At 64.0% G+C, this 18,949-nt stretch carries 14 protein-coding genes and 2 tRNA genes; 2 read left to right on the forward strand and 14 right to left on the reverse strand.

The genetic code is table 11. The features are described from left to right. Positions 1 to 4 precede the first annotated feature (4 nt). From KHO27_RS14335 to leuC, 7 genes are all read right to left on the reverse strand, one after another. Complete coding sequence (locus KHO27_RS14335; RefSeq protein ID WP_214500402.1) at positions 5 to 2,641, reverse strand: FimV/HubP family polar landmark protein; 2,637 nt, start codon at positions 2,639 to 2,641, stop codon at positions 5 to 7. A 71-nt stretch (positions 2,642 to 2,712) separates the two neighbouring features. Then, positions 2,713 to 3,720 carry an aspartate-semialdehyde dehydrogenase gene (locus tag KHO27_RS14340; protein WP_110704550.1) on the reverse strand — a complete coding sequence of 336 codons (1,008 nt, stop codon included), beginning with the start codon at positions 3,718 to 3,720 and terminating at the stop codon, positions 2,713 to 2,715. 888 nt (positions 3,721 to 4,608) lie between these two features. Beyond that, positions 4,609 to 5,910, reverse strand: a complete 1,302-nt coding sequence (locus tag KHO27_RS14345; protein WP_214500505.1) for an IS4-like element ISPpu8 family transposase — start codon at positions 5,908 to 5,910, stop codon at positions 4,609 to 4,611. Positions 5,911 to 6,172: 262 nt separating this feature from the next. Further along, on the reverse strand, positions 6,173 to 7,285 hold the full coding sequence (gene asd, locus KHO27_RS14350; RefSeq protein WP_110704154.1) for an aspartate-semialdehyde dehydrogenase: 1,113 nt from the start codon (positions 7,283 to 7,285) through the stop codon (positions 6,173 to 6,175). Between the two features lie 63 nt (positions 7,286 to 7,348). Then, positions 7,349 to 8,431, reverse strand: coding sequence for a 3-isopropylmalate dehydrogenase (leuB, locus tag KHO27_RS14355; protein WP_214500403.1), 1,083 nt, complete (start codon positions 8,429 to 8,431; stop codon positions 7,349 to 7,351). A 114-nt stretch (positions 8,432 to 8,545) separates the two neighbouring features. Further along, a complete protein-coding gene (gene leuD / locus KHO27_RS14360) occupies positions 8,546 to 9,187 on the reverse strand; it encodes a 3-isopropylmalate dehydratase small subunit (RefSeq protein WP_110704150.1) in 642 nt (213 codons plus the stop codon). Next, positions 9,184 to 10,617, reverse strand: coding sequence for a 3-isopropylmalate dehydratase large subunit (gene leuC / locus KHO27_RS14365; RefSeq protein ID WP_110704148.1), 1,434 nt, complete (start codon positions 10,615 to 10,617; stop codon positions 9,184 to 9,186). Before leuC ends, leuD begins: the two co-directional genes overlap by 4 nt. Positions 10,618 to 10,747: 130 nt before the next feature. On the opposite strand from leuC, the gene KHO27_RS14370 reads away from it, so the two are divergent. Both KHO27_RS14370 and KHO27_RS14375 read left to right on the forward strand, forming a co-directional pair. Beyond that, positions 10,748 to 11,626, forward strand: coding sequence for a LysR family transcriptional regulator (locus tag KHO27_RS14370; RefSeq protein WP_110704146.1), 879 nt, complete (start codon positions 10,748 to 10,750; stop codon positions 11,624 to 11,626). A 62-nt stretch (positions 11,627 to 11,688) separates the two neighbouring features. Next, complete coding sequence (locus KHO27_RS14375) at positions 11,689 to 14,985, forward strand: PAS domain S-box protein (protein ID WP_102685393.1); 3,297 nt, start codon at positions 11,689 to 11,691, stop codon at positions 14,983 to 14,985. A gap of 75 nt (positions 14,986 to 15,060) precedes the next feature. Here KHO27_RS14375 and KHO27_RS14380 read toward each other — a convergent pair whose 3' ends face one another. The 7 genes from KHO27_RS14380 to KHO27_RS14410 all read right to left on the reverse strand — a co-directional run bounded on the left by KHO27_RS14380 (position 15,061) and on the right by KHO27_RS14410 (position 18,900). Further along, positions 15,061 to 15,504: an Hsp20 family protein gene (locus tag KHO27_RS14380; RefSeq protein ID WP_031315058.1), complete on the reverse strand. Its 444-nt coding sequence runs from the start codon at positions 15,502 to 15,504 to the stop codon at positions 15,061 to 15,063. Between the two features lie 131 nt (positions 15,505 to 15,635). Beyond that, positions 15,636 to 16,607, reverse strand: a complete 972-nt coding sequence (locus KHO27_RS14385; protein WP_110704144.1) for a tRNA dihydrouridine synthase — start codon at positions 16,605 to 16,607, stop codon at positions 15,636 to 15,638. Positions 16,608 to 16,659: 52 nt separating this feature from the next. Beyond that, positions 16,660 to 17,094, reverse strand: coding sequence for an acyl-CoA thioesterase (locus tag KHO27_RS14390; protein ID WP_102685391.1), 435 nt, complete (start codon positions 17,092 to 17,094; stop codon positions 16,660 to 16,662). Between the two features lie 44 nt (positions 17,095 to 17,138). Continuing rightward, the gene (locus KHO27_RS14395; RefSeq protein WP_102685390.1) at positions 17,139 to 17,972 is read right to left on the reverse strand and encodes an alpha/beta fold hydrolase; all 834 of its coding nucleotides are present in this window, start codon (positions 17,970 to 17,972) and stop codon (positions 17,139 to 17,141) included. Positions 17,973 to 17,996: 24 nt separating this feature from the next. Further along, on the reverse strand, positions 17,997 to 18,536 hold the full coding sequence (locus KHO27_RS14400) for a TetR/AcrR family transcriptional regulator (protein WP_102685389.1): 540 nt from the start codon (positions 18,534 to 18,536) through the stop codon (positions 17,997 to 17,999). Positions 18,537 to 18,706: 170 nt separating this feature from the next. Continuing rightward, positions 18,707 to 18,782 (reverse strand) — tRNA-Glu (locus KHO27_RS14405). A gap of 42 nt (positions 18,783 to 18,824) precedes the next feature. After that, positions 18,825 to 18,900: transfer RNA gene (locus KHO27_RS14410), tRNA-Ala, on the reverse strand. Positions 18,901 to 18,949 lie beyond the last annotated feature (49 nt).

The raw sequence follows: 18,949 nt of genomic DNA on the forward strand, positions 1-18,949 counted from the left end.
CGCGTCAGACCAGGCGCGAAAGCATCTCGTTGGCTTCCTGGCGTTGGCTGTCGTCACCGTCCTTGACCACTTCGTCGAGGATGTCACGGGCGCCCTGATGGTCGCCCATGTCGATGTAGGCACGGGCCAGGTCGAGCTTGGTGGCCACCTCGTCGGCGCCGGAGAAGAAGTCGAAGTCCAGGTCGTCCAGCGGCTCGGGCTCCAGCGCCGCATCCTCGGCGGTGAACTGCGGCTCAGGCTCCGCTGCCGGCACATCGAGGTTCTGCGACAGTTTGTCGAGCTCGGCGTTGACGTCGTCCAGTTCCGAAGCGAAGTTCTTCGCCGCCGGCGAGTCGTCGTCCAGCGACAGCGACAGGTCGAAGTCCTCGGGCAGTTCCAGCTCGGAAATCGGATCGAACTCCGGAATCGCCTCGAAGGCCGCCAGCTCGGCCGCCACATCCACCGGGGCTTCCTCGCTGTCGGCCGAGGCCACCGGCTCTTCGGCGACATCCAGGTCGAATTCGGCCAAGTCGTCAACGTTCTGCGGCGTCGCCTGCGCCTGGGCGAGCAATGCCTCGAAGTCGTCGTCAGCATCGGTTTCGGCAACGGCGGGCGCAGCCTCGGCTTCGGGCGTCTCGACAACCAAGTCCTCGAGACCGGCCAGGTCGAGGTGGTCATCCACCGGCAGGTCATCGCCCAGACTCAGGTCGAAGTCGCTGTCCAAGTCGGCCTCTTCGACCACAGGCTCAGATTCCGGCTCAGCCGCCACAACCGGCTCCACGACGAGTTCCGGCGCACTTTCGCCCAGTTCCAGCTCCTTGTCCTGCAGCAGGTCCTGGACATACTGCTCATCCAGCTCGGCGGCCAGGGCCGCGGCCCCGGCAGCGCCTGCCGCCACCGCCGCGACACCCAGCATGGCCGGGAAGCGCTCCTTGAGCGCGGCGACCTCGGCCTGGTTCGCGTCGTTGACCGCCAGCTTGCGCTCCTGGCCGACAAAGGCGTCCTGGTCGCCCTGACGGGCATAGACTTCCATCAGCTTCAAGCGCAAATCGCTGCGCTGCGGCTCGGAGGCCACCGCCGCTTCCAGCAGGTCGGCGGCGTGGTTGAGGCGACCACGGGCCAGGCTTTCATCCACCTCGGCCAGCAACGCCGCGCGCGGATCAGCCGCCGGGGCGACGACGTCGGCAGGCGCCGCAGGCTTTTCCGCCGCAACGGCTGCAGCGGCCGAAGCAGCCACTACCGCAGGCGACAGAGTCACGCTTGGCGCCGACACATCCAGGCCTTCAAAACTGCTCGGCGGCAGGTCCAGGTCCGGGCCACGCTCGCCATCCTCGGCCAGGGCACGGGCCATGCGCAGGTGTTTCTCAGCTTCCTGCTGGGCCTTGCGCTTGCGAGCCAGAAGCAGCAGCAACAACAGCAGCACCAGGAATGCGGACCCGGCAATCAAGCCCAGCAACAGCGGATTGCCCAACAATTGGTCGAGCATGCCGGGCTCTTCACTGGCCGGTGCCTCGGCTGCCGCATCCTGTGGTGCGGTGTCGGCTGCGGCAGGCGCCGGGGCGACCACCGGTTCGGCAGGGGTCAGTTGCGCGTTCACCGCAGGTTGCGCCGGAGCCGGCTCGCCCGGCAGCGACGCTGCCGGTGGCTGTGGCGCCGCGGCGCCCTGGGCCTCCAGACGCGCCAGCTGGTCGTTCTTCAGCTCGATCAGACGCTGCAGCTTGTCCAGCTGGCTCTGCAGGTCGACCATGCGGCTCTTGAGTTCATCGTTGTCACGGCGGCTGGTGTCGAGGCTTTCCTGGGCCATGGCCAGCTTGTCGCCCAGCGCCTTGGCCTCGCCGGCCGCGCCCTTGCCGCCCGGCGCCACCAGGCGCAGGTTGTCGCCCTGGGCAATGCGCGCGGGCGCCGCGCCAGCTTCGCCACGGCGGGTGGCGTCCAGTTGCCGCGCACGCGGGCCGAGGCGACGGCCTTCGCGCCAGGCGGCGTACTGCTCTGCGACTTCGCGGTTGGCCTGGGCCTGTGGAATGCTCTGCACCTGCTGCTGATCGGGCAGGCGCAGTACCTGGCCGGTCTTGAGCTGGTTGATGTTGTTGCCGATGAAGGCATCCGGGTTAAGCGCCTGGATGGCCAGCATGGTCTGCTGGATCGAGCCGCCGTTGGTGTTGCGCGCAGCGATCTGCCAGAGGGTGTCACGGCGCTTGGTGGTATAACTGCCCGCACTGACAGCCGGGTTGATGCCCGCCGGGGCCGGCTGGCTGCCCTGGGCCTGGGCCTGGTCGAGCAGCACACTGTAGTCGCGCAGCAGGCGACCCTGGGGCCACATGACCTGGACCAGGAACTTGACCACCGGCTCCGGCAGCGCCTTGCTGGAGGTAACCCGCAGCACGCTCTTGCCGTTGGGGTTGATCACTGGCGTGAAGGTGAGGTCTTCGAGGTAAGGCGGGAAGGCCACCCCGGCCTTGGCGAACTCTTCCGGCGACGCCAGGCTTGGCGCCATTTCCGCCGCGGAGAGGTCGCGCACGTCGAGCAGTTCGATCTCGGCATCCAGCGGCTGGTTCTGCGCCGACTTGAGGGTCAGCTCGCCCAACCCCAGAGCGTTCGCCACCCCGGACGACAGCGCCGAGGCTGCCGCGATGGCCAGAACCAGTTTGCGAATTCGAAGCATGAACTCTTCCCTTGTATGAAACGTCCCGAAAACCCTTGGGCGGTGCAGGACAAAATAGCTCGCAGTATCTTTTACGCCATGTGTTTTATCAACAATTGTGCCGCCTGCACGGCGTTCAGCGCCGCGCCCTTGCGCACATTGTCGGTGGTCAGCCAGAGATTGAGCTGCTGGTCTTCATCGACACCGTGGCGTACACGTCCAACATAGACCACGTCCTGGCCCACCGCGTCACCCACAGGCGTCGGATAATCACCCGGCTCGACCAGCTCGATGCCGTCGGCAGCCTCCAGCGCGGCGTTAACGGCCACCAGGTCGACCGGATTACGGCTTTGCACGGCGACACTGAAGCTATCGCCGAAAAACACCGGGACTTGAATGCAGGTCACGGAAATCTTCAGCTGCGGCAGGTCCAATACCTGACGCAGTTCATTGACTAGACGGCGTTCTACATTGGTGTGGCCCTGTTCATCGGGTGTACCGACCTGGGGGAGCAGGTTGAAGGCGACCTGGCGATCGAAGAAGCGCGGCTCCAGAGGGCGTGCGTTGAGCAGTTCGGCGGTCTGCCGGGCGAGCTCGCTGACGGCCTCCCTGCCCTGCTCCGAAACTGCCAGGCAGGCATTGACCTGAACGCGCTCGATATCGAGCAAACCCTTGAGCGGCGCCAGCGCCACCGCCAAGGCTACCGCGCCGGCGCTCGGGCTGGTGATCAGTGCGGGCTGCGACAGTTCGGCTATGCGCTCGGCGTTGGCTTCCGGGACCACCGCGATGGCGTCGTCCAGGGCGCCGGACAGGTCGATCACCGCGCAACCGGCGGCGATGGCCTTGGGTACGAAGCTGCGGCTTACGGCAGGGCTGGCGGCGAAGAAGACCAGCCTGACCTGGGAGAAATCGAAGCTGTCCACTTCGCGGACCTTCAGTTTCTTGCCCGCGAACATGACGCTGCTGCCGGCGGATTCCATGCTGGCCAGCAGGTACAGGGTGGAGAGCGGGAAGGCCACTTCCTCGAGGATCTGGACGAGGGATTCACCTACTGTGCCGGTGGCGCCGATTACGGCTATGTCCAGGGCGTTGGGGGTCATGAGATCGGTTCCTTTTCCAGGGGGTACTGCGGGGGAGCGGCACTTTACTTGGATTGTGGGGTGGGAGGTAGGTTCGGGTTCGGGTTCGGGTTCGGGTTCGGGTTCGGGTTCGGGTTCGGGTTCGGGTTCGGGTTCGGGTTCAAGAGTGTGGGTTTTGATTTATTTATGCGCATTCATTGGCGATGTCGACGCATTATCACCCTTCCGCCATTACGGCGGCCTACTTTTCTCGTGGGAAAAAGTAGGCAAAACCGTTCGGCTCCGTTCATACGGCCCCTACGCTTCGCTCCGGGGTTCCCTCGCTCCGTTCTTGCTCCCGTGGGTACCGCGCTGTACGCCCCATCCTGGGGCGCAGCGCTCGACGGCCATCCATGGCCGTCGCCCCACTACGCAAGAACTCCACTCGGCCTCCTGAAGTCGCAATCGGTGGCGCCTGAACTATCGCGCACTTAGAAGCAAGATCAAGAGCAGATCAAGAGCAGATATGTTGGTTTTGTTAGTGGCTGTTATGTTGTTCTTCACTACGCCATCGCGGGGCAAGCCCGCTCACGTTGAATCACATAGTCAACTATGGTGGGAGCGGGCTTGTCCCGCGATGTTGATCTAGAGTTCCCACGATGGCAACTAGCGGCTAGCTGCGTTAGTGCAAGCGCCGCCCGTAACTTCGCGACTTCAGGAGGCCGAACGCAGGCCTTGCGGAGGGAGGTGACGGGCATGGATGCCCCTCAAGCGCTGCGCCCCAGGATGTGGCGTTCAGCGCGGTCCTCCCGGGAGCAAGGCCGGAGTGAGGGAACCCGGAGCGAAGCGGAGGGCCGGATGAATGGAGCGAGGATTTTTTGGTTCCTTTTTGATCCTTCAAAAAGGGACCCGCCGTAAGGGCCATCCCTTTCAAGGTCTTTTGGTTTTGGCGGCCTTGATGACCCGATCCGTCGAAACATGAGCATGTACAGCGGTCCCTTGCACCCAGGCCTTCGCTTTGGGCACCTTGGGGCCTCGTGGGCTTTTCGCAACCTGTCTGGGCTGGATGTTTCTGGCCAGCTCCAGCAGGCGCTGAGCCAGGTTTTCCATCGGAACAACGGGCATGTACTCGGATGGCAGGGCAATCTGCATGCCTTCGTAACCCCCTCTGATCTGCACCGCCAAGTGATAGATCGAGGCTTCCCAATTCTCGGGCAAGGCATCGCGGTGAGCCTGTTCAACACTTCGCTTGAGCAAGGCCAGAACGTTGTATGCCAGCACGGCAGTGGTGAATCCAAGCAAGGCGGCTCGCGGACTGCCGAGGGTTTCAATTTCACTTTCCAGAATTGCTTCCAACCGCTGGAACATCCCTTCAATGCTCCAGCGGCGCCGATAGAAGTCTGCGATCTGTTGCGCACTGATGCTCTCGGGCAGGTTGCTCCAGAACATCAAGCTGTTATCACCTGAGTCGTTTGGTGAATGAAGCGTTAACTCGACACGTCGCCAGCGGTGCCCGCCTTTTACTTCGATGGATTGCTCGCGCACAGTGCCTGTGGCGACGGGCATCGGTGCTTGCCACTCACCTTCCTGGATCAAGCGTGGATGCTTGGCCTGCTGGCGAATGACAAATGATGTATTCACCTGTTCGCACGCCTCCATTACAGGCAGCGTGCAGTAGAGACGGTCAGCGATCCAAACCTGATTGGTCTTTGCTTCAGCCAGCAACGGCAAAACACAAACTCGTTCGCTTGCGTAGGCGTCCTCGCACGGCTGGAGGTCAATTACCTGATCCAGGTCGGGGTCGTAAACCACCACCGAAAACCCGGGGCGAGCCGCTCCGCGCTCTTGGCGCAGCGCGCCAAGACGCTTTTCGGTAGAGGCCAAGTGGCTGCCATCGACCACCCGAACTTGCCAATCAGGAAGCATGGCTGAGCAGCCCAACTCATGGATTGTCGGCGCCAAGCGCTGCGCGCAGCCTGTCACCAGAGCACGCAACAGGGCAGGTTCGGTTCGACTGATCTTGTCGTACAGAGCTGCCAGGCTGACGGGAAGGTCGTCCAGTTGTCTTGCCGCAGCATGCAGCGATGGCTTCAAGCCCAATGAAACAAGCGACATCAACTTGATGATGGTCGAGAACAGCAGCTCGCGAGAATACTGCCGTTGGCGGTGCTCCTCGAAAACCTGATCGACCCACTCCGGCGCAATGGCCTGCTCCAAGGCAAGTTTGGCCATTACGCTGGCGGGTGCTTTTTTCTCGAATCGCGCTAGTACATCAGCCCACATCGCTCGGGTCTTCCTGACTGGATTTCAGCGAATTCTACCGAAGACCTTGAAAGGGATGGCCGTAAGGGCGGAAAGGTGAATAAGCGTCGACATCGCAAATGAATGCGCATAAAAAAATCAAAACAACCAACAACCAATCTAGCACCAATAAAAAAACCCGCATCACTCTCGCAACACGGGTCCTTCAAAATCCAAACTCAAACCACCCGGATCACCGCTCCAGCAGAATCCGCAACATCCGCCGCAGCGGCTCCGCAGCCCCCCACAGCAACTGGTCGCCAACAGTGAAGGCCCCGAGGTACTGCGACCCCATGTTCAGCTTGCGCAAACGCCCGACAGGCACGTTCAGGGTCCCGGTCACCTGGGTAGGGCTCAACTCCTGCATGCTGATCTCACGCTGGTTCGGCACCAGCTTCACCCAAGGGTTGTGCTGGCTGATCATGCCTTCGATATCCGCCAGCGGCACGTCCTTGTTCAGCTTGATGGTCAGCGCCTGGCTGTGGCAACGCATGGCGCCAATCCGCACGCAGATACCGTCGACCGGAATCGGGCTCTTGAAGCGGCCGAGGATCTTGTTGGTTTCGGCCTGGGCCTTCCACTCTTCGCGGCTCTGGCCGTTCGGCAGCTCCTTGTCGATCCACGGGATCAGGCTGCCGGCCAGCGGCACGCCGAAGTTGTCAGTCGGGAAGCCCTCGCCGCGCATGGCCTCGGCCACCTTGCGGTCGATGTCGAGGATGGCGCTGGCCGGGTTGGCCAGGTCATCGGCGACCGCCGCGTGAATACCGCCCATCTGCTTGATCAACTCACGCATGTTCTGCGCGCCGGCGCCGGAGGCCGCCTGATAGGTCATGGCGCTCATCCACTCGACCAGGCCGGCTTCGAACAGGCCGCCCAGGCCCATCAGCATCAGGCTGACGGTGCAGTTGCCGCCGATGTAGTTCTTGGTGCCCGCATCCAGCTGCTGGTCGATGACCTTACGGTTGACCGGGTCAAGGATGATCACCGCGTCATCCTGCATGCGCAGGGACGAGGCCGCGTCGATCCAGTAGCCCTGCCAGCCAGCTTCACGCAGCTTGGGGAACACTTCGTTGGTGTAGTCGCCGCCCTGGCAGGTCAGGATGACGTCGAGGGTCTTGAGCTCATCGATGTTGTAGGCATCCTTGAGCGGCGCAATATCCTTGCCCACCGCCGGGCCCTGGCCACCGACATTGGAGGTGGTGAAGAACACCGGCTCGATCAGGTCGAAGTCCTGCTCTTCGAGCATCCGCTGCATGAGCACGGAACCGACCATTCCACGCCAACCGATCAGACCTACACGTTTCATCGCAACTACACCTTTGCTAAAAGTGGGCCGCCACCGGGAGTTTTGGGTGGCGGGCCAGAGAGATTACAGATTCCGCAGCGCTGCGACTACTGCGTCGCCCATTTCCTGCGTACCGACCTTGCGGCAACCTTCGGAGAAGATGTCACCTGTGCGCAGGCCCTGGTCCAGCACCAGGCTCACCGCCTGCTCGATCGCCTCGGCGGCGGCCGACTGGTTGAAGCTGTAGCGCAGCATCATCGATACCGAAAGAATGGTTGCCAATGGGTTGGCGATGCCCTGCCCGGCGATGTCCGGCGCCGAGCCGTGGCACGGCTCGTACATGCCCTTGTTGTCGGCATCCAGCGACGCCGAGGGCAGCATGCCGATGGAACCGGTGAGCATGGAAGCCTCATCCGACAGGATGTCGCCGAACATGTTGTCGGTCACCACCACGTCGAACTGCTTGGGCGCGCGCACCAACTGCATGGCAGCGTTGTCGACGTACATGTGGCTCAGCTCGACGTCCGGGTAGTCCTTGGCCACTTCCTCGACCACTTCACGCCACAGCTGGCTGGAAGCCAGGACGTTGGCCTTGTCCACCGAGCACAGTTTCTTGCCGCGTACACGGGCCATGTCGAAGCCGACGCGGACGATGCGGCGCACTTCGCTTTCGCTGTACGGCAGGGTGTCGTACGCCTGGCGCTCGCCGCCTTCCAGCTCCCGCTGGCCGCGTGGCGCGCCGAAATAGATGCCGCCGGTCAGCTCGCGGACGATGAGGATATCCAGGCCGGCGACGATCTCTGGTTTGAGCGACGAGGCGTCGGCCAGTTGCGGATAGAGGATGGCCGGGCGCAGGTTGGCGAACAGGCCCAGTTGCGAGCGGATCTTCAGCAAGCCGCGCTCCGGGCGGATGTCACGCTCGATCTTGTCCCACTTCGGGCCACCCACGGCGCCCAGCAGCACGGCGTCAGCCTGGCGGGCACGCTCCAGGGTCTCGTCGGCCAGCGGCACGCCGTGCTTGTCGATGGCCGCGCCACCTATCACGTCGTGGGTGAGGCTGAAGCCGAGCTGGAACTTGTCGTTGGCCAGCTCCAGCACCTTGACCGCCTCGGCCATGATTTCCGGACCGATGCCATCACCTGGGAGAATCAGAATCTGCTTGCTCATGCTTTCCTCTATCCAATCAAGCGGCGCGCCCTGTCGGCGCGCCGATAAACTCAGTGTCCAACGGGCCTCATCGCGGGGCAGGCCCGCTTCCACGCGTGGTGATGAGGCCTTCGATCAATCGCGGAACAACCACGGCTGACTGGCGCGGTGCTTGCCCTCGAACGCCTTGATCGCGTCGCGGTCCTGCAGGGTCAGGCCGATGTCGTCCAGGCCATTGAGCAGGCAGTGCTTGCGGAAGGCGTCGATTTCGAACTTCAGCACTTTGCCGTCCGGACGAGTCACGGCCTGGGCGTCGAGGTCGATGGTCAACTGGTAGCCCGGGTTGGCCTCGACTTGCCTGAACAGCTCGTCGACTTCGGCGGCGTCGAGAATGATCGGCAATAGGCCATTCTTGAAGCTGTTGTTGAAGAAAATATCGGCGAAGCTCGGCGCGATCACGCTGCGGAAGCCGTACTCGTCGAGCGCCCATGGGGCGTGCTCGCGGCTCGAGCCGCAACCGAAGTTCTCCCGCGCCAGCAGCACGCTGGCCCCCTGGTAGCGCGCGTGGTTGAGCACGAATTCCTGGTTCAGCGGGCGCTTGCTGTTGTCCTGGTAGGGCTGGCCGACGTCCAGGTAGCGCCACTCGTCGAACAGGTTGGGACCAAAGCCGGTGCGCTTGATCGACTTGAGGAACTGCTTGGGGATGATCTGGTCGGTGTCGACGTTGGCACGGTCCAACGGCGCGACGAGGCCAGTGTGCTGGGTAAAGGCTTTCATGCTGCGCTCCCTTGGATCAACTCGCGGACATCGATGAAGTGGCCGGTCACCGCCGCTGCGGCGGCCATGGCCGGGCTGACCAGGTGGGTACGGCCACCGGCGCCCTGGCGGCCTTCGAAGTTGCGGTTGGAGGTGGACGCGCAGTGCTCGCCGCTTTCCAGGCGGTCCGGGTTCATCGCCAGGCACATCGAGCAGCCCGGTTCACGCCACTCGAAGCCGGCCTCGAGGAAAATCTTGTCCAGCCCTTCGCGCTCGGCCTGGGCCTTGACCAGACCCGAACCTGGCACCACCAGCGCCTGCTTGACGTTGGCGGCGACCTTGCGGCCCCTGGCGATCTCAGCGGCGGCACGCAGGTCTTCGATGCGCGAATTGGTGCACGAGCCGATGAACACGCGGTCGAGCTGGATGTCGGTGATCGCCTGGTTGGCGGCCAGGCCCATATACTTGAGAGCGCGCTCGATCGAGCCGCGCTTGATCAGGTCGGGCTCGGCGGCCGGGTCCGGCACGCGCTGGTCGACGGCCAGGACCATCTCCGGCGAAGTGCCCCAGCTGACTTGTGGCTTGATCTGTGCGGCGTCGAGCTCGACCACGGTGTCGAACACGGCGTCGCCATCGGAGACCAATCCTTTCCAGGCCTTGATGGCCTGCGTCCACTGCTCGCCCTTCGGCGCATAGGGACGACCCTCGACGTAGTTGACGGTCGTCTCGTCGACCGCGACCAATCCCACACGCGCACCGGCCTCGATGGACATGTTGCAGATGGTCATGCGGCCTTCCATCGACAAATCGCGGATCGCGCTGCCGGCGAACTCCATGGCATGGCCATTGCCGCCGGCGGTGCCGATCTTGCCGATCACGGCCAGGACGATGTCCTTGGCGGTGACGCCAGCGGGCAATTGACCCTCGACGCGCACCAGCATGTTTTTCATTTTCTTGGCCACCAGGCACTGGGTGGCGAGCACATGCTCGACCTCGGAAGTGCCGATGCCATGGGCCAGGGCGCCAAACGCGCCATGGGTGGAAGTGTGCGAGTCGCCGCAGACCACGGTCATGCCGGGCAGGGTCGCGCCCTGCTCCGGGCTGATGACGTGCACGATACCCTGACGCTCGTCATTCATCTTGAATTCGACGATGCCATATTCGTCACAGTTCTCATCGAGGGTCTGCACCTGCAGGCGCGACACCTGGTCGGCGATGGCCTCGATACCGCCCTTGCGCTCCGGCGTGGTCGGTACGTTGTGGTCAGGAGTGGCGATGTTGGCATCGATACGCCAGGGCTTGCGGCTGGCCAGGCGCAGGCCTTCGAAAGCCTGGGGCGAAGTCACTTCGTGGATGATGTGGCGATCGATGTAGATCAAGGACGAGCCGTCATCGCGGCGCTTGACCTCATGAGCTTCCCAGAGTTTGTCGTAGAGCGTTTTGCCAGCCATCAGACTGTTCCTCATCAGCGTCTTTCTATGCCAAAGACCCCTTGGCTTGTACGGACGATGCTATGGCGATAGATTGAATAACTCAAATTCATAATTTTCATGCTTTGGATAACCAACAGGAATTCGAACCGTGGACCTGGCCAACCTCAGCGCCTTTATCGCCATTGCCGAAACCGGCAGCTTTTCCGGAGCCGGCGAACGCCTGTTCCTGACCCAGCCCGCCATCAGCAAACGCATCGCCGGGCTGGAGCAGCAACTGGATGTACGCCTGTTCGATCGCCTGGGCCGCGAAGTGACCCTGACCGAAGCTGGCCGGGCCCTGTTGCCGCGCGCCTATCAGATCCTCAACGTCCTCGATGATACACGTCGCGCATTGACCAATTTGACCGGAGAGGTGGCGGGTCGCCTGACGCTGGCCACCAGCCATCACATCGGCTTGCACCGCTTGCCCCCACTATTACGGGCTTTTACTCGACAGTACCCCTCGGTGGCGTTGGATATTCAGTTCCTCGATTCGGAAGCGGCCTACGATGAAATCCTCCATGGCCGCGCCGAAATTGCCGTCATCACCCTCGCGCCCGAGCCCCATCACCTGGTCAAGGCCGTGGCGGTGTGGGACGACGCCCTGGATTTCGTCGCCGCCCCCGAACACCCGCTGGCCAGCAACCAGCGGGTCAGCCTGGCCGACGTTGCGCGCCACCCAGCGGTGTTTCCCGGCGGCAATACCTTCACCCACCACATCGTCCAGCGCCTGTTCGAAAGCCAGGGCCTGGTGCCGAACATCGCCATGAGCACCAACTATCTGGAAACCATCAAGATGATGGTGTCGATCGGCCTGGCCTGGAGTGTGCTGCCACGTACTATGCTCGATGAGCAGGTTGCGCCCATCGCCCTGCCCGGCATACAGCTGTCACGCCAGCTAGGCTACATATTGCACACGGAGCGCACGCTATCGAATGCGGCCAGGGCCTTCATGGCGCTGCTCGACAGCCACGCCGGGGCTGCCTGACCGGTCGCAGGCACGGCATTTCTCTCCACAAGGACGCGTTCTCTGCCAAAGGTCTGGTATCGATGCCCAAATCAGCAAACCGCTTTCCGCGCCTGCCCCGTATTCCCGCGGCCGACCCCCAGGAGTCGGAACAGGCCTGGCAGAACGCTCCCCAGTTGCTGGCCGCGCTCAACGCCGCACGCCTGGGCGCCTGGCTGTGGGACATCGAGAGTGGCCGGGTGAGCTGGTCTCGGGGTACCCAGGCGCTGTTCGGCTTCGACCCGCAACGCCCGCTGCCCAACGACGTCGACTACCTCGACCTGCTGCCCGAGGAGGACCGCGCTCGCACACGCCAGGCGTTCCAGGCCGTGGTCAACGGCGAACCGGTCGAGCAGGCCATGCGCCATCGCATCCGCTGGCCCGATGGCAGCGTGCACTGGCTGGAGATCAACGGCAGCCTGACCCACGACCCCCATGGCCGCCCGCAGATGATCGGGGTGATCCGCGAGATCACCCGCCAGCGCGAGCGGGAAACTGCACTGATCAATTCGGAGAAGCGCTTCGCCACCCTGTTCCATCTCAGCCCCAACGCCATTCTCCTGACCCGCCGCCACGACGGCCTGATCATCGAGGTCAACCAGCACTTCGAGCACATGTTTGGCTGGCCAGGCGCTCAAGTAGTTGGCAAGACCAGCGTGGAACTGGGCCTGTGGGTCAACCCCGAGCAACGTCACCAGGTGTTGGACGCCACCCGCGCAGGTAGCGGTCCGTTGACCCTCGAGGTGCAGTTCCGCGCCACCAACGGCAAGATTCACGACGGCATCCTCTGCACCCAGGGCATCGAGCTCGAAGGCGTCACCTACCTGATCAGCACCTTCGTCGACACCACCGAGCGCAAACGCGCCGAACAGGCGCTCAAGGACAGTCAGGAGCGCCTCGACCTGGCCCTGGACTCGGCCCAGCTGGGTACATGGGACTGGCACATCCCCAGCGGCATGCTCTACGGCTCGGCCCGCGCCGCGCAACTGCACGGGCTGGACCCGGTGCCCTTCCACGAATCGTTCGAGGCCTTTTTCGAAGGTGTGCCCGAGCACGAGCGCAGCGTCATGCGCCAGGCCTACCGCAGCCTGCGCGAAGGGCCGGCCGGCAACTACCAGATCACCTACCGGGTACAACTCGACAACGGCGCCTCGCGCTACATCGAAAGCCGCGCCCGCCTGTACCGCGACGACCAGGGCAACCCGCTGCGTATGGCCGGCACCCTGCTCGACATCACCGACCAGGTGGAGCGCGAGCAGCGCCTGACGGCCTCGGAGGAAAAGTTCGCCAGCCTGTTCCAGGTCAGCCCCGACCCGATCTGCGTGACCCGGCAGGACAGTGGCCAGTTCATCGAGATCAACCCGGCGTTCAGCCAGACCTTTGGCTGGGCCCCGGAGCAGATCCTCGGCCACACCGCCGAGGAAATCGGCCTGTGGGCCGAGTCGGCCGAACGCGCCCAACGCATCGAACGGGTGATCCGCGACCAGGCCTTGAGCAATGTGGCGGTGGTGGTCAACCACCGCAACGGCACGCCGCTGACCTGCGTGATCTCCAGCCGCCTGATCAGCGTCGACAGCCAGCCATGCAGCGTCACCACCCTGCGCGACATCACCCAGCAGCAGCGCGCCGAGGCGGCGCTCAAGGCCAGCGAGGAGAAATTCGCCAAGGCGTTCCATTCCAGCCCCGACGCCATCACCATCACCGAGCGCCACAGCGGGCGCTATGTGGAGGTCAACGACGGTTTCAGCCGGTTGACCGGCTACAGCCCCGAAGAGGTGGTGGGCCGCACGGTCTACGAAATCGGCATCTGGGCCGACGAGAAGCAGCGCGCCGCCCTGCTCAACGAGCTGCGCGAGCGCGGCCGGGTGCATCACCGGGAGATGCTCGGGCGCAACAAGCGCGGCGACATCCTTACCGTGGAAGTGTCGGTGGAGCCGATCAGCCTCAACGAAACCGACTGCCTGCTGCTTACCGCTCGCGATGTCAGCCTGCTGAAGAACGCCCAGGCGCAGATCCGCCACCTGGCGTACCACGACCCGCTGACCAACCTGCCCAACCGCGCCCTGCTGATGGACCGCCTGAGCCAGCAGATCGCCCTGCTCAAGCGCCACAACCTGCGCGGCGCCCTGCTGTTCCTCGACCTGGACCACTTCAAGCACATCAACGACTCGCTCGGCCACCCGGTGGGCGACACGGTACTGAAGATCATCACTGCCCGTCTCGAGGCCAGCGTGCGGCTGGAGGACACTGTGGCGCGCTTGGGCGGCGACGAGTTCGTGGTGCTGCTCAGCGGCCTGGAAGGCAGCCGCGAGCAGGTGGAAAACAAGGTTCGCGAACTGGCCGACACCCTGCGCGAGCTGCTGGCCGAACCGATGTCGCTGGACGGCCAGCGCCTGCAGGTCACGCCGAGCATCGGCGTGGCGTTGATCCCCGACCATGGCGCCACCCCCGCCGACCTGCTCAAGCGTGCCGACATCGCCCTGTACCGCGCCAAGGACTCCGGGCGCAACACCACGCAGTTGTTCCACACCACCATGCAGAAGGCCGCCAGCGAGCGCCTGCGCATGGAGAGCGACCTGCGCCTGGCCCTGGCCCGCGGTGAACTGGCCTTGCACTTCCAACCCCAGGTCGACGCCCGCGACAACCGTATCGTCGGCGCCGAAGTCCTGCTGCGCTGGCACCACCCGCAACTGGGCCAGCAGCCTCCGGCGCAGTTCATCCAGGTTCTGGAGGAAAGTGGCCTGATCCTCGAGGTCGGCAGCTGGATCCTCGACGAAGCCTGCGACGCCTGCGCGCGCATGCTCGCAGACGGGCTGATCGACGCCGACGACTTCAGCCTGTGCGTCAACATCAGCCCACGGCAGTTCCGCCAGAACGACTTCGTCGAGCGGGTGCTGCGCAGCCTCGACGACTACCGCCTGCCCCGGCGCATGCTCACACTGGAGATCACCGAAGGCATCGTCATCCAGAACCTCGAGGACACCATCAGCAAGATGCGCGAACTCAAGCACCACGGCGTCAGCTTCGCCATGGACGACTTCGGCACGGGCTATTCGTCGCTCACCTACCTAAAGCGTCTGCCGGTGGATGCGTTGAAGATCGACCAGACCTTCGTACGCGACGCACCGGTCGACCCCAACGACGCCGAGATCGTCCGCGCCATTGTCGCCATGGCCCGCAGCCTGGAGCTGGCGGTGATTGCCGAGGGCGTGGAACTGACCGAGCAGCTGGAGTTCCTCGAGCGGCTGGGTTGCCATCTGTACCAGGGCTATCTGCACAGCCGACCACTGCCGTTACCGGAGTTTCGCCAGATACTGCTGGAGGCACCGGCGGATTACTGAGGCGCTAACCCGGCTGGAGGCGCCGCAGAATGCAAAAAGGGCACCCGAAGGTGCCCTTTCTTCACTGCGCTGAAATCAGTTCAACGCCGGTTTGTCGCCGTTGATCGGGATACGCTTGGCCTTGGCTTCTTCCGGCACGATGCGCAGCAGTTCGATGCTGAGCAGGCCATTGGCCAGGCCCGCGCCCTTGACCTCGATGTGGTCGGCCAGGCGGAACGACAGCTTGAAGGCGCGCTGGGCGATGCCCTGGTGCAGGAAGGTGACGCCTTCGCTGCTGCCGTCGCGCTTGCCGCCGGTCACGGTAAGAACACCTTTTTCGACCTGCAGGTCGAGGTCCTGCTCCTGGAAGCCGGCGGCGGCGACCACGATGCGGTAGTGATCATCGCCATGCTTTTCCACGTTGTAGGGTGGGTAGCTGCTACCCGCCTCGTTACGGGCGGCGGCTTCGAACAGGTCGTTGAAGCGGTCGAAACCGACGGAGTTGCGGAAAAGTGGTGCGAGAGAGAAAGCGGTAGTCATGGTCATGAACTCCTGAGATTCAGCAAGTTAAGTCACTACGCGACCCGACTTCGGCATCGCGTACTCAAGAGATATGTCCTGGCGAAGAGCTTTCAAGGGCTGGCATGAAAAAATTTTGCGATCAAGCCGGCTCAGGCAACACAAGCCTCGACAGCGTGGATTTCCATCCCCAGCAACCCGCTGATCCGCTGACAGTCATCCTCACGACGCAGCTCGGCAAACAGCGTCACCGCTTCGGGGTAGCCGCGGGTCAGCATCGCCAGCCACTGTTTCATCCGCCCCGGGGCGTAGCGTGGCGACAGCTTGTCCTGGGCCTGGCGCCAGAACTCGCGCAGCAGCGGCAGCAGTTCTTCCCAGCTCATCGGCTGGTACTCGACGCCATCGCGGGCCGCAGCGATCTGCAGGGCCAGGTCCGGCCGCGACACCAGCCCACGCCCCAGCATGATGTCTTTCGCACCGCTGACCTCGCGGCAACGCCGCCAGTCATCGACGGTCCAGATCTCGCCATTGGCGAACACCGGCACCTTGACCACATCCTGCACCCGCGCCACCCATTCCCAGTGGGCCGGCGGCTTGTAGCCCTCTACCTTGGTCCGCGCATGCACCACCAGGTGTGCCGAGCCGCCCTCGGCCAGTGCCGTGGCGCAGTCCAGGGCGCCGTCGGGGCTGTCGTAGCCCAGGCGCATCTTCGAGGTCACCGGGATATGCGCCGGCACCGCTCGGCGCACTTCGCGGACGATGGCATGCAACAGCTCCGGCTCCTTGAGCAACACCGCCCCGCCCCGCGACTTGTTGACGGTCTTGGCCGGGCAGCCGAAGTTCAGGTCGATCACCGGCGCGCCAAGCTCGCAGGCCAGCGCCGCGTTCTCGGCCAGGCATACCGGGTCGGAGCCGAGCAATTGCACACGCATCGGCACCCCGGCGGCGGTGCGGGCGCCCTGGCGCAGCTCCGGCGCCAGCTTTTCGAACGAAGAGGCCGGCAGCAGGCGGTCGCAGACACGAATGAACTCGGTGACGCACCAATCGATACCACCCACACGGGTCAGGACGTCGCGCAGGATGTTGTCGACCAGCCCCTCCATGGGGGCCAGGGCAATTTGCATTTCAGGGTCTCGCCATGAAAAAGGCGGCAGTCTAACAAACTTCCGCCAGCCGTCAGCTGCCGGTCAGCGCCGGGCCGTAGCCGTCGATGAATTCCGCCGGCATGCGCCTGGGCTTGCCGCTGGACAGCTCGATGCAGGCAAAGGTGGTCTGCGCCCGCAGCAAGGTCACGCCGTCGCTCGGGCGCTTGAGCTGGAAGCGCCGGGTCATGCGCAGGCGCTGGTCCCAGTCGATGATCCAGGTGGCCAGTTGCAGCTCGTCGTCCTCATAGGCGGCGGCGAGGTAGTCGATCTCATGGCGGACCACCGCCATCGCCCGGTCCAGCCGGCGATACTCGGCCAGGTCCAGCCCCAGGCGCTGGGAGTGGCGCCAGGCGCAGCGCTCCAGCCAGGTGACGTAGACGGCGTTGTTGGCGTGGCCGAGGCCGTCGATATCCTCGTTGCCAACGCGAAGGTCGATGATGAATGGTGCCGCCAGATCCCAGCTCATGCCTGCTCCTGATTTTCAGTGAACGGGCAGAGTGTACCGGATGCTCAGGCGCTTTGCCGCGCCCGCTCGGTGGAGCGTGCGAGCAGCTCGATCACCGCCTGGCCCAGGCGCGGATCGGCTAGCACCCGCTGATGGCCGCCCTCCTCGAGCAGCAGCAGGCGGCTGTCGAACCAAGCCTGGTGAATCAGCGGTGCCTCGCTGGCGAGCACTACGGGATCGTCCTCGGCATGCACCACCAGGCCCGGCACATCCAGTTGATAGGCACTGACATCCAGGCGCGCCACCTGGACGCCGACATCGCGCTCCACCTGGCGGATAAACGCCGCTCGGGCACGGGCCGGCAACCCAAGCCGCCGGGCAAAGCCCCGCAGCACGCCGAGCAAGCGGGCCGGGGCGGCAATACTCACCGCCGCATCGGTACGCAGCCCCCACTGCAGCGCCAGCAACAGGCTTGCGCCCCCCATCGAGTGTCCGATCACCGCGCGCAGTGGCGGCAGTTCGGCGGCGGCCTCGAGCAACGCGCGGGCAAACGCCACCACATGCGCTTGCTCGCCCGGCGAGCGCCCGTGTGCCGGCCCTTCCAGCGACACCACGGTATGGCCGCTGTCCACCAGCCGCTCGATCAGTGCCGCGAACTGGGTGGGGCGACCTTCCCAGCCATGCATCAGCAATACCGTCGGCCCCTGCCCCCAGCGCAATGCCGACAACCCGAAGCGCAAGGTGATGCGCTCGGCCCTGGCCAGCAGCGGCAGTTCCCATGGCTTGGGCGGCAGGTTGCGCGGGGTCATGAAGGCGCGGCGCATCTTGCCGGCAACATGTTCAGGGGCCAGGTGGCCGAGGGTGCCATTGACGCCACGAATCCAGCTCAGGGTAGTCATCGCCTTGCTCCAGGGTCAGGTTGCTCAGATCACCGCCGACTTGGCGGCACGCAGTATCCGGTCGGACAGCTCGCCATCGCCCAGGGCGCGGGCCACGGCGAGGCCGCCAACCATCAGGGCGAAATCGGCGAGCGCCTTGTCGATGTCCTCGGGGCGGTCGACCATTTGCGCGGTCATCAGCTCGATGTGTTCGGCCAGCACGTCACGGAAGGCGTCCGGCAGGCGCTGCATTTCGCTCAGCGCATTGGGAATCGGGCAGGCCTGCACCTCGGCATCGCGGTGCTTGCGCGACAGGTAGAAGGCCGCGACCAAGGCACGCCGCTCAGTACCGTCAAGGGCTGGATCAAGCTGGGCGAGCAAGGCACGGCGTTCGGCTAGCAGCTGGCTGAAGGCTTCGAGCATGAGCTCGTCCTTGCTGTCGAAGTGGGCATAGAAGCCGCCGACCGTCAGCCCCGCGGCGCCCATGACCTGGCTGACGCTCGGATCGGCCGGCCCCTGCTGGACCAGTGCGCTGCGCGCCGCATCGAGGATGCGTTGGCGGGTCTTGCTCTTCTTGTCGCTCATGGCTCACCTCTAAATATTATGATCAACATATTATGCTCATAATATTTTCTGGCAAGCTGAATCTGCGGCCATTGATCGGCACAGCTGGATTTTTTGAAAGGCAGAAAAACAAAAGGCCCATTCAATAAGCGAATGAGCCTTATAAGTCCTGCAAAACGCAGGTAAAAAATTGGCGTCCCCTAGGGGACTCGAACCCCTGTTACCGCCGTGAAAGGGCGGTGTCCTAGGCCACTAGACGAAGGGGACTTTAACCTTCGTGCCGACTCACTGCTGCGAATCGTGGCGAATTGGTGGAGCTAAGCGGGATCGAACCGCTGACCTCCTGCATGCCATGCAGGCGCTCTCCCAGCTGAGCTATAGCCCCGAGTAAAACAAAAGACTCATGGATCTGGATGATGAGCCTTTCAACTCCC

The sequence above is a fragment of the Pseudomonas sp. RC3H12 genome, assembly GCF_018596375.1.
Classification (GTDB): Bacteria; Pseudomonadota; Gammaproteobacteria; order Pseudomonadales; family Pseudomonadaceae; genus Aquipseudomonas.

Coding starts and splice junctions, on each gene's coding strand:
- asd (WP_110704154.1), bottom strand. CDS start 7,285: ATGAAACGTGTAGGTCTGATCGGTTGGCGTGGAATGGTCGGTTCCGTG.
- KHO27_RS14395 (WP_102685390.1), bottom strand. CDS start 17,972: ATGACTACCCTGAGCTGGATTCGTGGCGTCAATGGCACCCTCGGCCAC.
- KHO27_RS14390 (WP_102685391.1), bottom strand. CDS start 17,094: ATGAGCTGGGATCTGGCGGCACCATTCATCATCGACCTTCGCGTTGGC.
- KHO27_RS14400 (WP_102685389.1), bottom strand. CDS start 18,536: ATGAGCGACAAGAAGAGCAAGACCCGCCAACGCATCCTCGATGCGGCG.
- KHO27_RS14380 (WP_031315058.1), bottom strand. CDS start 15,504: ATGACTACCGCTTTCTCTCTCGCACCACTTTTCCGCAACTCCGTCGGT.
- KHO27_RS14375 (WP_102685393.1), top strand. CDS start 11,689: ATGCCCAAATCAGCAAACCGCTTTCCGCGCCTGCCCCGTATTCCCGCG.
- KHO27_RS14385 (WP_110704144.1), bottom strand. CDS start 16,607: ATGCAAATTGCCCTGGCCCCCATGGAGGGGCTGGTCGACAACATCCTG.
- KHO27_RS14345 (WP_214500505.1), bottom strand. CDS start 5,910: ATGGCCAAACTTGCCTTGGAGCAGGCCATTGCGCCGGAGTGGGTCGAT.
- KHO27_RS14340 (WP_110704550.1), bottom strand. CDS start 3,720: ATGACCCCCAACGCCCTGGACATAGCCGTAATCGGCGCCACCGGCACA.
- leuB (WP_214500403.1), bottom strand. CDS start 8,431: ATGAGCAAGCAGATTCTGATTCTCCCAGGTGATGGCATCGGTCCGGAA.
- leuC (WP_110704148.1), bottom strand. CDS start 10,617: ATGGCTGGCAAAACGCTCTACGACAAACTCTGGGAAGCTCATGAGGTC.
- leuD (WP_110704150.1), bottom strand. CDS start 9,187: ATGAAAGCCTTTACCCAGCACACTGGCCTCGTCGCGCCGTTGGACCGT.
- KHO27_RS14335 (WP_214500402.1), bottom strand. CDS start 2,641: ATGCTTCGAATTCGCAAACTGGTTCTGGCCATCGCGGCAGCCTCGGCG.